Source organism: Pseudomonas oryzae (genome assembly GCF_900104805.1).
GTDB classification, from domain to species: domain Bacteria; phylum Pseudomonadota; class Gammaproteobacteria; order Pseudomonadales; family Pseudomonadaceae; genus Geopseudomonas; species Geopseudomonas oryzae.
Genome location: NZ_LT629751.1, coordinates 3,936,693 through 3,950,321 on the forward strand (window position 1 = coordinate 3,936,693; position 13,629 = coordinate 3,950,321).

The 13,629-nt window shown below is 68.7% G+C and carries 10 protein-coding genes; 3 read left to right on the plus strand and 7 right to left on the minus strand.

Annotated features, from left to right (window positions below; translation table 11 throughout):
- The first annotated feature begins 12 nt into the window (after positions 1-12).
- Complete coding sequence (gene pdxR, locus BLT78_RS17865) at positions 13-1,485, plus strand: MocR-like pyridoxine biosynthesis transcription factor PdxR (protein WP_090351082.1); 1,473 nt, start codon at positions 13-15, stop codon at positions 1,483-1,485.
- Between the two features lie 252 nt (positions 1,486-1,737).
- Here pdxR and BLT78_RS17870 read toward each other — a convergent pair whose 3' ends face one another.
- Entirely contained in the window at positions 1,738-3,162 is a 1,425-nt protein-coding gene (locus tag BLT78_RS17870) for an aspartate ammonia-lyase (protein ID WP_090351083.1), read from the minus strand.
- A gap of 169 nt (positions 3,163-3,331) precedes the next feature.
- Here BLT78_RS17870 and BLT78_RS17875 point away from each other — a divergent pair, with 169 nt between their 5' ends.
- Entirely contained in the window at positions 3,332-4,270 is a 939-nt protein-coding gene (locus tag BLT78_RS17875) for a LysR substrate-binding domain-containing protein (protein ID WP_090351085.1), read from the plus strand.
- A 35-nt stretch (positions 4,271-4,305) separates the two neighbouring features.
- Here BLT78_RS17875 and codA read toward each other — a convergent pair whose 3' ends face one another.
- Genes codA through codB form a run of 3 tightly spaced genes read right to left on the minus strand, consistent with a single transcriptional unit; the run spans position 4,306 to position 8,122 of the window.
- On the minus strand, positions 4,306-5,619 hold the full coding sequence (codA, locus tag BLT78_RS17880) for a cytosine deaminase (protein ID WP_090351086.1): 1,314 nt from the start codon (positions 5,617-5,619) through the stop codon (positions 4,306-4,308).
- Positions 5,616-6,857 (minus strand): PucR family transcriptional regulator, encoded by a 1,242-nt coding sequence (locus BLT78_RS17885; RefSeq protein WP_090351088.1) that lies wholly within the window; start codon positions 6,855-6,857, stop codon positions 5,616-5,618. The genes codA and BLT78_RS17885 overlap by 4 nt, the downstream gene beginning before the upstream one ends.
- Complete coding sequence (gene codB, locus BLT78_RS17890) at positions 6,854-8,122, minus strand: cytosine permease (protein ID WP_090351090.1); 1,269 nt, start codon at positions 8,120-8,122, stop codon at positions 6,854-6,856. The genes BLT78_RS17885 and codB overlap by 4 nt, the downstream gene beginning before the upstream one ends.
- Before the next feature lie 465 nt (positions 8,123-8,587).
- On the opposite strand from codB, the gene BLT78_RS17895 reads away from it, so the two are divergent.
- Entirely contained in the window at positions 8,588-9,691 is a 1,104-nt protein-coding gene (locus BLT78_RS17895; protein ID WP_090351091.1) for a type I restriction endonuclease, read from the plus strand.
- Between the two features lie 75 nt (positions 9,692-9,766).
- Here the strand turns inward: BLT78_RS17895 and hutC are convergent, their stop codons facing one another.
- The 3 genes from hutC to hutH form a co-directional block, all read right to left on the minus strand.
- Positions 9,767-10,495: a histidine utilization repressor gene (gene hutC / locus BLT78_RS17900; protein WP_090351093.1), complete on the minus strand. Its 729-nt coding sequence runs from the start codon at positions 10,493-10,495 to the stop codon at positions 9,767-9,769.
- Positions 10,496-10,648: 153 nt separating this feature from the next.
- On the minus strand, positions 10,649-11,989 hold the full coding sequence (locus tag BLT78_RS17905) for a Na+/H+ antiporter family protein (RefSeq protein WP_090351094.1): 1,341 nt from the start codon (positions 11,987-11,989) through the stop codon (positions 10,649-10,651).
- Between the two features lie 100 nt (positions 11,990-12,089).
- Positions 12,090-13,628 carry a histidine ammonia-lyase gene (gene hutH, locus BLT78_RS17910; protein ID WP_090351096.1) on the minus strand — a complete coding sequence of 513 codons (1,539 nt, stop codon included), beginning with the start codon at positions 13,626-13,628 and terminating at the stop codon, positions 12,090-12,092.
- Position 13,629 lies beyond the last annotated feature (1 nt).

A 13,629-nucleotide genomic window follows, 5' to 3' on the forward strand; every position in this document is an offset into this window, starting at 1 on the left:
TGGGGCCAATCCATGCCGTTGCCGCCGCCCCTGCCGGTCGACCTGTCCGGCATCCAGCTCGACCCGCGCCAGGGGCTCGCCCGCCAGCTGTACCTGGCGCTGCGCGAGCGCATCCTCGACGGCCGCCTACCCGCCGGCGCGCGCCTGCCGGCCAGTCGCGAACTGGCCGGCCTGCTCGGCGTGTCGCGCAACACCGTCACTCGCGCCTTCGACCAGCTGTACGCCGAGGGCTACGTGGACGGGCGGGTCGGCGCCGGCACCTACGTCAGCGGCAGTGCCGGCGCGTTGCGCCCGCTCGCCGCGCCGGCCGGCGGCGCTGCGGCGACCCCGGCATTGCGGCACCTGGCGGCGCACCACCTGCCCGCGCCGCCGCCCGGCGCGCCGCGCGCCTTCCGCGTCGGCGTGCCGGCCTTCGACCTGTTCCCCTTCGAGACCTGGGCGCGGCTGTCGGCGCGTTTCTGGCGCCGCCCCTCGCCGGCGCGCCTGGGTTACGGCGATCCGGCCGGCGAGGCGCAGCTGCGCGAGCTGATCGCCGCCTACCTGCGCAGCAGCCGCGGCCTGCACTGCGAGCCGGCGCAGATCGTGATCACCTGCGGAGCCCAGCAGGGCATCGCCCTGTGCGCGCAGTTGCTGGTCGCTCCGGGCGAGCGGGTGGCCGTCGAGGACCCCGGCTACCGCGCCGCCGGTGCGGCCTTCGCCATGGCCGGGGCGCATCTGCAGGGCATCGCGGTGGATGGCGAGGGCCTGGATGTCGCGGCGCTGGAACGGCTAGGCGATTGCCGGCTGGTCTACGTCACCCCGGCGCACCAGTACCCCACCGGGGTGACCCTGTCGCTGGCGCGGCGCCTGCAGCTGCTCGACTGGGCCGAGCGCCACGACGGCTGGATCGTCGAGGACGACTACGACGGCGAGTACCGCTACAGCGGCGCGCCCCTGGCGCCGTTGGCCGCGCTCGATCGCCGCGGCCGGGTGATCCATGTCGGCACCTTCTGCAAGATCGCCTTTCCCGCCCTGCGCCTCGGCTACCTGGTGCTGCCGCCGGGGCTGGCGCAGCCGTTCGCCCGGCGCCGCGCCTTGGACATGCGCCACTCGGACCTCGGCAGCCAGGCGGTGATGGCCGAGTTCATCGCCGCCGGGCACTTCCAGCGGCATATCCGCCGCATGCGCGCGGCCGCCCGGCAGCGCCGCGACGCCCTGCTGGCCGGCTGGCCGCAGGGGATTCCCGGCTGCGCGCCGCTGCCGGCGGTGGAGGCCGGCCTGCACCTGTGCGTGCGGGTCGACGGCCTGGCGCGCGAGCGCGCGCTGCTCGCCGCGGCGGCGCGGGTCGGCGTCGAGCTGAACGGTCTGAGTCGCTACTGGCTGCCGGATGGCGAGGTGCCGGACGACCGCCGCGCCGGCCTGGTGCTGGGCTTCGCCGCCGTGCCGGAGGACGAGATCGCCCGCGCCCTGCTGGCGCTGCGCCAGGCCTGGGATGTCGCGGGGTAGGCGGCAAAAAAGAACCCGCGCGGAAGGAGCACTCCGCGCGGGTGTGAAGAAATAAAAAAGGGACGAGCCGTAATCGTCCCAAGGGCAAAGGAGGACCCGTCCTCCTCGACCGGTGAGTGGCGCGCGCCGCGCCCGCAGGCGCCGCGCGGCGCAAATGGATCAGGCGTCGCCGGCCGCTTTGTTGTGCCGACAAAAAGAAGGCCGGCGGCGCCTGATGAGACGGCGGGCCCGGCGCACGGCCGGGCCGGGAGATCAGCCCTTCAGCGGCACCAGGCGCGGGGCGATCATGTTTTCCGGGCGGAGGATGTCGGCGAGCATCTCGTCGTCGAGCAGCTGCTCCTCGCGCACCAGCTCCAGTACGCCGCGGCCGCTGTCCAGCGCCAGCTTGGCGATGCGCGTGGCGTTCTCGTAGCCGATGTACGGGTTGAGCGCGGTGACCAGGCCGATCGAGTGCTCGACCAGGCGCTGGCAGTGCTCGGCGTTGGCGGTGATGTCGACCACGCAGTGCTCGCGCAGCATGTCCATGGCGCGCTGCAGCAGGCGGATCGAGTCGAACATCTTGTAGGCGATCAGCGGCTCCATGACGTTGAGCTGCAGTTGGCCGGCCTCGGCGGCCATGGTCACCGCCATGTCGTTGCCGATCACCTCGAAGGCCACCTGGTTGACCGCCTCGGGGATCACCGGGTTGACCTTGCCCGGCATGATCGAGCTGCCCGGCTGGCGCGGCGGCAGGTTGATCTCGTTGATGCCGGTGCGCGGGCCGCTGGACAGCAGGCGCAGGTCGTTGCAGATCTTCGACAGCTTGACCGCGGTGCGCTTGAGCATGCCCGACAGCAGCACGAAGGCGCCCATGTCGTAGGTGGCCTCGATCAGGTCGGCGGCCGGCACCAGCGGCTGGCCGCTGATCGCGGCGAGGCGGGTGACCGCCAGCTTCTGGTAGCGCGGGTCGGCGTTGATGCCGGTGCCGATCGCGGTGCCGCCGAGGTTGACCTCGGTGAGCAGCTCGGGCACCAGGCGCTTGAGGCGGTCGAGGTCTTCGCCGAGGGTGGTGGCGAAGGCGCGGAATTCCTGGCCGAGGGTCATCGGCACGGCGTCCTGCAGCTGGGTGCGGCCCATCTTGAGGATCGCGGAGAACTCCTCGCCCTTGGCGGCGAAGGCCTGGATCAGGCTGTCCAGGCTGGCCAGCAGGGTGTTGTGGCCGAGCAGCAGACCCAGGCGGATGGCGGTCGGGTAGGCGTCGTTGGTCGACTGCGCCATGTTCACGTCGTTGTTCGGGTGCAGCGCCTTGTAGTCGCCCTTCGGCCGGCCCATGGCTTCCAGCGCCAGGTTGGCGATCACCTCGTTGGCGTTCATGTTGGTCGAGGTGCCGGCGCCGCCCTGGATCACGTCGACCACGAACTGGTCGTGGTGCTCGCCGCGGATCAGCCGCGCGCAGGCCTGGCTGATCGCCGCGTGCTTGGCGTCGTCGAGGTGGCCCAGCTGGTGGTTGGCGTCGGCCGCCGCCTGCTTGACCATCGCCAGGGCGATCACCAGTTTCGGGTAGTGCGACAGCGGCACCCCGGACAGGCGGAAGTTCTGCACGGCGCGCAGGGTCTGGATGCCGTAGTAGGCATCGGCGGGGACTTCGAGGGTGCCGAGCAGGTCTTTTTCGAGGCGGAAGGATGCAGCAGCGGACATGATGGCGTGAGGTTCCGAAGGATGGCGGTGAGCACCGCGACGCCCATAGATTAGGGCTCCTGGCCTGGCGGCGGCCAATGCTGTTGCTTGCTGGGTCATGCCGAATCGGCATAATGGCGCTGTAACGGCAAATTGACGCCGGCGACCCGGCCGGCCCGGCGGAGGCGCGATGAATCTGGAAACCAAATGGCTGGAGGACTTCGTCGCCCTGGCCGCCACCCGCAGCTTTTCGCAGGCGGCGCAAAAGCGCTTCGTTACCCAGCCGGCGTTCAGCCGGCGCATCCGCTCGCTGGAGGAAGCCCTCGGCCTGACCCTGGTCAACCGCGCGCGCACCCCGGTGGAGCTGACCGAGGCCGGCCAGCTGTTCCTGGTCACCGCGCGCAGCGTGGTGGCGCAGATCGGCGAGGCGGTGCGCCACCTGCACGACCTCGAGGGCGACCAGGGCGAGGTGCTGCAGATCTCCGCCGCCCACTCGCTGACCCTCGGCTTCTTCCCGGCGTGGATCGCCGGCCTGCGCCGCGCCGGTCTGGCGATCAAGAGCCGCCTGGTGGCGAGCAACGTCGGCGAGGCGGTGCTGGCCCTGCGCGACGGCACCTGCGACCTGATCCTCGCCTACCACGACCCCGACGCCGCCCTGCAGCTCGACCCCGAGCTGTTCCCCTCGCTGCACCTGGGTGCCACCGCCATGCTGCCGGTGTGCGCGGTGGACGAGGGCGGCCGCCCGCTGTTCGACCTCGACAGCGGGCAGAGCGTACCGCTGCTGGCCTACACCGCCGGCGCCTTCCTCGGCCGCTCGGTCAACCTGCTGCTGCGCCAGCGCGCCCTGCGCTCGACCACCGTGTACGAGACGGCGATGGCCGACAGCCTGAAGAGCATGGCCCTGCAGGGCCTCGGCGTGGCCTGGGTGCCGCGCCTGTCGGTGACCAGCGAACTGGCGCGCGGCGAGCTGGCGGTGTGCGGCGGCGAGCAGTGGCAGGTGCCGCTGGAGATCCGCCTGTACCGCTGCGCGCTGCTGCACAAGCCAGCGGTCAGGCGGCTGTGGAAGGTGCTGGAGGAGGGCCAGGCGGCTCCTGCCGGGCTGGCGGAAGGCGTCGTGCCCGGCGGCTGACGGCGCGCTGCGAGCACCTCTCGGCGTTTCCCGGCTCAGCTGCCGCAGGCGACCTTGCTGGCCCGGGCTGCCGGCTGGGCGGCGCTCGGGGCCGGCGCGGCGCCGTACAGGCCGAAGCGCTCCACCTGCGCCGGGATGCGCTGCATCAGCACCTTGCCGTGGCGGATGGAGACCCGCACCTGGCCCTGGCTGCGCAGCAGCTCGTAGTCGCTGGGCGCCGAGAGGATCAGCAGGTTGGCCGGGCGGCCGACCTCGATGCCGTAGCGCTCGCCCAGGTGCAGGGCCCTGGCGCCGTTGTCGGTGACCAGGTCGAGGGCACGCTGCAGGTCCTCGTAGCCGAGCATGTGGCAGATGTGCAGGCCGGCTTCCAGCACGCGCAGGATGTTGCCGTTGCCCAGCGGGTACCACGGGTCGACGATCGAGTCCTGGGCGAAGCAGATGTTCATCCCGGCGCGGTCGATCTCGGCGACGCGGGTCAGGCCGCGGCGCTTCGGGTAGCTGTCCATGCGCCCCTGCAGGTGGATGCTCTCGGTCGGGCAGGAGATGAAGTTGATCTTCGAGCGCTTGAGCAGGCGGAACAGCTTGTAGCAGTAGGCGTTGTCGTAGGAGCCCATGGCGCAGGTGTGGCTGGCGGTGACCCGCTCGCCCATGTCGCGCACCCGCGCCTCCTCGGCCAGCACCTCGAGGAAGCGCGACTGCGGATCGTCGATCTCGTCGCAGTGCACGTCCACCAGTCGGCCGCTGCGCTCGGCCAGGTCCATGAGGAACTTGACCGAGCTGACGCCCTGGTCGCGGGTGTATTCGAAGTGCGGGATGCCGCCGATCACGTCGGCGCCCATGGCCACCGCTTCGGTCATCAGCTCGCGGCCGCCCTTGAACGATTCGATGCCCTCCTGGGGGAAGGCGACGATCTGCAGGTCGACCAGATGACGGGTTTCCTCGCGCACCTCGAGCATGGCCTTGAGCGCGGCCAGCGACGGGTCGGTCACGTCGACGTGGGTGCGCACGTGCTGGATGCCGTTGTCGACCAGCATGTCGATGGTGCGCTTGGCGCGGCTCTTGGTGTCCTCGTGGGTGACCAGCGCCTTGCGCTCGGCCCAGCGCTCGATGCCCTCGAACAGGGTGCCGCTCATGTTCCAGCTCGGCTCGCCGGCGGTAAGCGCGGCGTCGAGGTGGATGTGCGGCTCGACGAAGGGGGCGGTGACCAGGTTGCCCTCGGCGTCCAGGTCGCCGGCGGCGAGCGGGGCGATCAGGCCCTGCTGCTCCTCGATGGCGGCAATCAGCTGGCCGTGCAGCTCGATGCGGAACAGGCCGTCACGGCCACGCAGGCGGGCGTTGATGATGTTCATGAGTGACTCCGGGAGGGCTGGGTGGAAAACAGGCGACGGATCATCAGCGCGACGGCGATGTCGAGACGCGCGTGGGGATCGTCGAGGCTGCGCCCGGTGAGCGTCTCGAAACGCTGCAGGCGGTAGCTCAGGGTGTTGCGGTGCACGCCCAGGCGCTGGGCGGCGAGGGCGAGGTTGCCGTTCTCCTGGGTCCAGGCCTCCAGGGTCGGCAGCAGCACCGGTTCGTGGCGCAGGTCGTCGCCGAGCGCCGCGCCGAGCACCTCGGCGACGAACTGGTCGAGCAGGTGGCGGTCGCCGATCGCGCCGAGCAGGCGCAGCACCCCCAGCTCGCTGAAGCAGCACAGGCCGAGGCGCTCGGGAAAGCCCTGTGCCGCCTGCAGCGCCTGGCGCGCCTCGCGCAGTCCCGCGGCATAGCGTTCCGGGCGGTGTGCGCCGCTGCTCAGGCCGAGGAACAGGCGCAGCGGCGCCAGCTCCGTCCTGAGGGCTGCGAGGAAGTCCACCATTCGCTGGCGGTTGCGCGCCGCGGCCTGGCTGTCGGCACAGGGCAGCAGGGCGATCCAGTGCTCGCCCTGCGGCACCAGCGGCAGTTCCGCGCCCAGCTCGCTGAGGGCCTGCTGCAGGCTGAGCTGCACGCGCTGGCGCCGGGCCTGCAGCTGCTGCTCGGCCTCGCCGGCGGACTGCGTGGCGAACAGCGCCTCGCTGCCCTCCAGCTTGAACAGCGCAATCTGCTGCGGCGCGCTCAGCGACAGCTGCACCGCGTCGGCCCGCTGGTGCAGCAGGTCGAGGGAGTGGTAGTCGCCCTCGAGCAGCTGCTCCAGCACATGCTGGCGCGAGCGGCCGAGCATCTGCGCCTGCACCAGCGCCGTGCCGATGCTGTGGGTGACCAGCACCAGTTTCAGCGCGTAGGGCTGCTCCAGCAGCGGCAGGCCGAGGCGTTCGGCGGCGGCGCTCACCGACTCGGGGATGGCGTGGATGTAGTCCCCGCCGGTGAGGATCACCAGGCCGGCGCACAGGCTGTCGTGGGCTTCCTGCACCAGGCGCAGCAGGCTGGCCTCGTCGCGCGGGTGGTTGATGCCGGTGACGAACACCAGCTCGCCGCCCAGCACCCACTCGGCGATGGACTCGTTCTCCGCCACGTAGGGCCAGCTGATCTGGTTGTGCAGGCGGGCCTGCCCGGCCCGCAGGCTCAGGCTCTCCAGGCCGGGCAGGGCGAGCACGTCGGCGACGCAGAGGCTCATGCGCTGGGCACCTCGACGCGCTGGGCCAGGGCGATGCGGCGGATCTCGTAAAGGGCGATGTAGCTGAAGAAGGCCGCGGCGATGCCGGCGATGGGCGCCAGCCAGGGCGAGACGTAGGCGCAGGCCACGCCGATGGCGTAGGCACTGAGGCCCAGCAGGTTGAACTTCGGCAGGCTGGCCTCGGCGAGCTTCGGATAGCGGCCCTTATGGGCATGGAAGTAGTCGGCCATGATCACCCCGCCCAGCGGCGGAATCACCGAGCCGAGCAGGATCAGGAAGGGAATCAGCATCTCGTACATGCCGCCGATGGCCAGCAGGGTGCCGATGGCGGCGCCGCACAGGGTGATGGTCTTGCGGCGATCGCTGCGCACCAGGTTGCAGCCGGCGGCGGCGAAGTTGTAGATGGTGTTGTCCTGGGTGGTCCAGATGTTGAGGAACAGCAGCACCACCGCGGCCATCGACAGCCCCTGCAGGACCAGCACTTCGACGACGTCCGGCTGCTGGTAGATGATCGCGCCGTAGGCGCCGGTGACGATCATCAGGCCGTTGCCGATGAAGAAGCCGAACAGGCTGGAGAGCACCGCCACCCGGCCGCTCCTGGCGAAGCGGGTCCAGTTGGTGGCCTGGATGGCGCCGCTGACGAAGGTGCCGAAGACCATGGTGATGGCCATGTTCAGGCTCATGCTTTCCTGCGGCTGCACGGCCAGCAGCCGGTCCAGCCCGCCGATGTCGCGGGTGGCGATCCACAGCGAGATGCCCAGCAGGATCAGCATCGCCGGCACGGCGAAGCGCGACAGGAGGTCCATGCCCTTGTAGCCGATGTAGGCGGTCAGGCAGAAGCCGAAGCCGAACAGCACCATCAGCGGGATGGTCCAGCCTTGCGCCAGGCCGAGCAGCTTGACCAGCACGATGGCGATGGTCGCGGTGCCCCAGGCGTACCAGCCGATCTGGGTGAAGCCGAGCAGGACGTCGGACAGCTTGCTGCCCAGCTCGCCGAAGCAGAAACGGCCCATCAGCACCGAGTTCAGGCCGCTGCGACAGGCGATCAGGCCGAGCACCGCCGCATACAGGCCGAGCAGGCAATTGCCCAGCACCGCCGCCCACAGCATGGTCTTGAAGTCGAACGCCAGGCCGATCTTGCCGCCGGCGAACATGGTGGCGGTGAAGAAGGTGAAGCCGAACAGCAGGAGGGTGGTGGACCACAGCCCCTGGCGCGCGCCGGCGGGCACTTCGCTGAGGGGGAAGTCACTGTCTGTCTGGGTCATGACGGGTGCTCCGTAATGGGTGGGGATACGGAGTCTTTTGCGAAGGCCGTGCCAGGTCGGGAATTCGGCGTTGTGCCTCAGTGGTTTTGTGCAGGTTGCACAAAGAATTGGCCGTTTATCGGTATCTTCTCCGCTGTTTTACGGTCATTTCCGACAAGGTGCTTCGCCGTGGGGCGGGGTGGTGGCTTTTTGCACCAATTCGGGAAGGATGGGTGGTCGTCGTCAGATGGGGCTCGGCGTTGCCTGGGAATCGCGCCTGTTGGCGAGCTGGCGGGGTGCGACGGCAGAGGTCGGTGCTGGAGAAGAGGCAAGGCAGGGTAGGCGCGTTGTTCGCCGCGGCTTTTTTCCACATGGCGTAGACATCGGGGGCTGCCCCGCTTTTTCCTGGAAACCAGAGGCGTTTAATCGACCTCTCTTGCCGAAGTGATACGATCCAGACTCCACCCACCCAAGGACGAGTGCTTCATGGAATTCATAGAAAAACTCAGCGGTCTGGCTACCAAGATCCGTCAGCAGGGAACAGCCATCCAGACAGAGGAAGCCACGAAGAACGCCTTCGTGATGCCGTTCATTCACTCTGTTTTGGGTTATGACGTATTCGATCCAACGGAAGTTATTCCCGAATACGTCTGTGACGTGGGTACCAAGAAGGGGGAGAAGATCGACTACGCCATCCTGAGTGCTGGCGACGTGCAGATCCTAATTGAGTGCAAGAAAATCGGAGAGCCACTCAGCCTCAATCATGCCGGGCAGCTGTTCCGCTACTTCCACGTCACAAATGCGCGGATTGCGATCCTCACGAACGGGCAGGTCTACAAGTTCTTCACTGACCTTGATGCGCCAAACAAGATGGACGAGAAGCCATTCCTAGAATTGGATCTACTCGACATAGATGATCATGTTTTGCCTGAGTTGGTGAAGCTCACTAAGACGGCATTCGATGTTGAGTCGATCATCAGTGCGGCAGGCGAGCTCAAGTACGTCAGCCAAATCAAGAAGATCCTGGCGGCGCAACTCAGTAACCCGGACGACGACTTCATCAAGCTTATCGCCACCCGCGTTTACGACGGTGTGATCACCCAAAAGGTGCGCGAGCAGTTTGGGGTGCTTACACGCAAAGCGGCCTCTCAGTTCCTCAGTGATCAAGTAAACGACAGGCTCAAGTCGGCAATGAGTGGCACGGCTGTGGCCGCTTCTGTCTCGGCTACAGCGGGCACGCCTCCTGCAGAGGCTGATGCGAACGACACAGAGCAGGACTCTGCTGCTGATCGGGTGGTGACGACCGAGGAAGAACTGGAAGGTTTCCACATCGTGAAGGCCATCGTGCGTAGCGTCATTGACGTCAAGCGCATCACCATGCGTGACACGCAGAGCTACTGTGGAGTCTTGCTTGACGACAACAACCGAAAACCGATCTGCCGGCTTCATTTCAATCGTGGCCAGAAATACATTGGCATTTTTGACCAAGACAAGGCTGAAACACGCCATCCGATTGAGGCGGTTGATGACATCTACAGCTTCATCGAACAGCTAACTGAAACCGCAAAAAGGTACGATCAGGCTGTTTGAGCAATAGGGGGAAGGCCCCGGTTTCTCTCGCGGAAAACGGGGCCGGAAAGGGGGGCTGCCCCCCCTTTTCTTCCGCTACCCCCCCAACCCCCGCATCGACGACCGCAACTTGTACCTATCCCCCGGATGGATCAGCCGCGCGTAGCTGATCAGGTTCTCCCCCGACCAGGTGCGGCGGATCACCGACAGGCAGGGCGCGGCGGTGTCGATGCCCAGCGCGGCGGCGGTGGGCCGGTCGACCAGTACCGCCTCGACCACGTGCTCGACGTCGGAGATCGGGCAGGCGGCGACCAGCACCTCGTTGGGGGTATGTTTCGAGAAGTCGGTGCTCAGGTAGTCGGGCACCCAGCGCGGGTTGACGAAGCGTTCCTCGAGCTGGATCGGCAGTTCGTCCTCGCGGTGCACGAGGATGGTATGGAACACCGGGCTGCCCAGGCGCACGCCCAGGCGCAGGGCCACTTCGTCGTCGGCGGCGATGGCTTCGCAGCGCAGCACGTCGTTGGAATAGCGGTGGCCGCGGCCGCGCACCTCGGCGGCGATGTTGAGCACTTCCTGCAGCGAGGATTCGGCTTTGCGGTCGGTGACGAAGGTGCCGAGGCCGGCCTGGCGCACCAGGTAGCCCTTCTGCACCAGGTCGCGGATCGCCTTGTTGGCGGTCATCCGGCTGACGCCGAAGTCGCGGGCCAGCTGCTCCTCCGGCGGGATCTGGTGGTGCGCCGGGTAGGCGCCGCTGTCGATCCGCTCGAGCAGGAAGTCCTCGATCTGCTTGTAGCGCGGTGTGCTGGTCACGGCTGATTCCTTCATGTTCGCGGCTGGCGGGATGATACCCGGCTCGCCGGGGCAATCGCAGGGGGCCGGAAAGCCGTAGGGGCGAATTCATTCGCCTGACGGGGGCGCGTCGGCGAATGAATTCGCCCCTACAGGGTCATGCGTTGACCCGGGCGAGCACGGCGCTCCTCACAGCACCATCGCCGCCACCCAGCCGAAGGCCAGCAGCGGCAGGTTGAAGTGCAGGAAGGTCGGCACCACGGTGTCCCAGATGTGGTCGTGCTGGCCGTCGGCGTTGAGGCCGGCGGTCGGGCCGAGGGTCGAGTCGGAGGCCGGCGAGCCGGCATCGCCGAGCGCCGCGGCGGTGCCGACCAGCGCGACTATGGCCAGCGGCGAGAAGCCGAAGCCCAGCGCCAGCGGCACGTAGATGGCGGTGATGATCGGCACGGTGGAGAACGACGAGCCGATGCCCATGGTGATGAACAGTCCGACCAGCAGCATGACCAGCGCGGCCATGGCGCGGTTGTCGCCGATCAGCTGCACCGAGTCCTCGACCATCTGCGGGATGCCGCCGGTGGCCTTCATCACCGCGGCGAAGCCGGCGGCGGCGATCATGATGAAGCCGACCTGGGCCATCAGGCGCATGCCCTGGACCACCACGTCGTCCTGCTCGCGCCAGGCGATCACCCCGCTCAGCGAGATCACCGCGAAGCCGACCAGGCCGCCGAAGATCATCGAGTCGGTCCACAGCTGCACCACCAGCGCCAGCAGCAGGGCCAGGCCGATCATCCCCACCTGGCGGCGGCTCAGGCTGCTGCTGGCCTCCTCACTCGGCTCACCGCTAGCCACCACATTCTGGTAGCTGCGCTTGTGCCGGTAGCTGAAGGCGGCGATGGCCAGACCCGCGACCATGCCCAGCGCCGGCAGCAGCATGGCCTGCGGGGCGATGTCGCGGGTCACGCTGAAGCCCTGGGCGGCGCCGGCCTGGTTGATGTTGGCGATCAGGATGTCGTTGAGGAAGATCGCGCCGAAGCCCACCGGCACCGCCATGTACAGGGTGGTGATGGCGAAGGTGATGGCGCAGGCCACCAGACGGCGGTCGAGGTGCATGCGGTTCATCACGTACAGCAGCGGCGGCACCAGCAGCGGGATGAAGGCGATGTGCACCGGGATCAGCGTCTCGGCCAGGGCGCCGGCGACGATCAGCGCGGCGAGCATGCCCCACTTGATCAGCACCAGGTTGTTGCCGGCCTGCTCGCCGTGGCCGAGATGGGCGACCACGCGCGCCGACAGGCGCTGGGCGATGCCGGTGCGCGACAGCGCCACGGCGAAGGCGCCGAGGGCGGCGTAGGCCAGCGCCACCGGGGCGCCGCCGCCGAGGCCGTCACCGAAGGCGGCGACGATCTTGTCCATCGGCATGCCGGCAACCAGGCCGCCGACCACCGCGGCGATGATCAGGGCGAACACCACGGAGACCCGCAGCATGGCCAGGACGACCATCACCACTACGGCCAGAACGATTGCATTCATTGGGTTTTCCACTCGCTAGTTGTTGTTGTCGGGGAAAAACAAGCACGAGCGGCCCCAGGGCCGGGGCGCAGGGCCCCGGCCACGGGTACGCAGGTGGCGGTCAGCCCAGGGAGGGCAGCAACCCGGCCGGCATCAGCGCGTTGAGGCCGCGCGCGGCGAGCAGCGCGCTGGCCGCCTCGATGTCCGGGGCGAAGAAGCGGTCTTCCTGGTAGTAGGGGACCCGGTCGCGCAGCAGGCTGCGCGCCTGTTCCAGCTTCGCCGAGGTCTTCAGGCCGGTGCGGAAGTCGAGGCCCTGGCAGGCGCCCAGCCATTCGATGGCGAGGATGCCGCGCACGTTGTCGGCCATGCTCCACAGGCGCTTGCCGGCGTTCGGCGCCATGGACACGTGGTCCTCCTGGTTGGCCGAGGTGGGCAGGCTGTCGACGCTGTGCGGATGGGCGAGGGCCTTGTTGTCGCTGGCCAGCGCGGCGGCGGTGACCTGGGCGATCATGAAGCCGGAGTTGACCCCACCATTGGCGACCAGGAACGGCGGCAGCTGCGACATGTGCATGTCCATCATCAGCGAGATGCGCCGCTCGGACAGCGAGCCGATCTCGGCGATGGCCAGCGCCAGGTTGTCGGCGGCCATGGCCACCGGCTCGGCGTGGAAGTTGCCGCCGGAGATCACGTCGCCTTCGGCGGCGAACACCAGCGGGTTGTCCGACACGGCGTTGGCTTCGATCTGCAGCACCTCGGCGGCCTGGCGCAGCTGGGTCAGGCAGGCGCCCATCACCTGCGGCTGGCAGCGCAGCGAGTAGGGGTCCTGGACCTTGTCGCACTTCTCGTGGGAGCGGGCGATCTCGCTGCTGGCGCCGAGCAGCTCGCGGTAGGCGCTGGCCACGTCGATCTGCCCGCGCTGGCCGCGGGCGGCGTGGATGCGCGCATCGAACGGGGCGCGCGAGCCGAGCATGGCCTCGACGCTGAGGCCGCCGCACACGGTGGCGGCGGCGAACAGGTCCTCGCCCTCGAACAGGCCGCGCAGGGCGTAGGCGGTGGAGGCCTGGGTGCCGTTGAGCAGGGCCAGGCCCTCCTTGGCGGCCAGGGTCAAGGGCTCGAGGCCGGCTACCGCCAGCGCTTCGCGGCCGTCGATCCACTGGCCCTGGTAGCGCGCGCGGCTCTCGCCGAGCAGCACCAGCGACATGTGCGCCAGCGGGGCGAGGTCGCCGGAAGCGCCCACCGAGCCCTTCAGCGGGATGTGCGGGTAGACCTCGGCGTTGATCAGGGCGACCAGCGCGTCGATCACCTTGCGGCGGATGCCGGAGAAGCCGCGCGCCAGGCTGTTGACCTTGAGCAGCATGATCAGGCGCACCATGGCGTCGTCCAGCGGCTCGCCGACGCCGGCGGCGTGCGACAGCACCAGCGAGCGCTGCAGCTTCTCCAGGTCGGCCGGGGCGATGCGGGTCGAGGCCAGCAGGCCGAAGCCGGTGTTGATGCCGTAGGCGGTGCGGCCCTCGGCGATGATGCTCTCGACGCAGGCCACGCTGGCGTCGATGGCGGCGTGGCAGCTGTGGTCGAGGGTCACGCGCAGCGGCTCTTGGTAGGCGGCGCGCAGCTGGGCCAGGGTCAGCTGGCCGGGGACGAGATGCAGAGTGGTGGTCATG

Excerpts from the sequence above, each read along its gene's own strand:
- pdxR (WP_090351082.1), top strand. The coding sequence starts at position 13 with ATGCCGTTGCCGCCGCCCCTGCCGGTCGACCTGTCCGGCATCCAGCTC.
- BLT78_RS17870 (WP_090351083.1), bottom strand. The coding sequence starts at position 3,162 with ATGTCCGCTGCTGCATCCTTCCGCCTCGAAAAAGACCTGCTCGGCACC.
- BLT78_RS17875 (WP_090351085.1), top strand. The coding sequence starts at position 3,332 with ATGAATCTGGAAACCAAATGGCTGGAGGACTTCGTCGCCCTGGCCGCC.
- codA (WP_090351086.1), bottom strand. The coding sequence starts at position 5,619 with ATGAACATCATCAACGCCCGCCTGCGTGGCCGTGACGGCCTGTTCCGC.
- BLT78_RS17885 (WP_090351088.1), bottom strand. The coding sequence starts at position 6,857 with ATGAGCCTCTGCGTCGCCGACGTGCTCGCCCTGCCCGGCCTGGAGAGC.
- codB (WP_090351090.1), bottom strand. The coding sequence starts at position 8,122 with ATGACCCAGACAGACAGTGACTTCCCCCTCAGCGAAGTGCCCGCCGGC.
- BLT78_RS17895 (WP_090351091.1), top strand. The coding sequence starts at position 8,588 with ATGGAATTCATAGAAAAACTCAGCGGTCTGGCTACCAAGATCCGTCAG.
- hutC (WP_090351093.1), bottom strand. The coding sequence starts at position 10,495 with ATGAAGGAATCAGCCGTGACCAGCACACCGCGCTACAAGCAGATCGAG.
- BLT78_RS17905 (WP_090351094.1), bottom strand. The coding sequence starts at position 11,989 with ATGAATGCAATCGTTCTGGCCGTAGTGGTGATGGTCGTCCTGGCCATG.
- hutH (WP_090351096.1), bottom strand. The coding sequence starts at position 13,628 with ATGACCACCACTCTGCATCTCGTCCCCGGCCAGCTGACCCTGGCCCAG.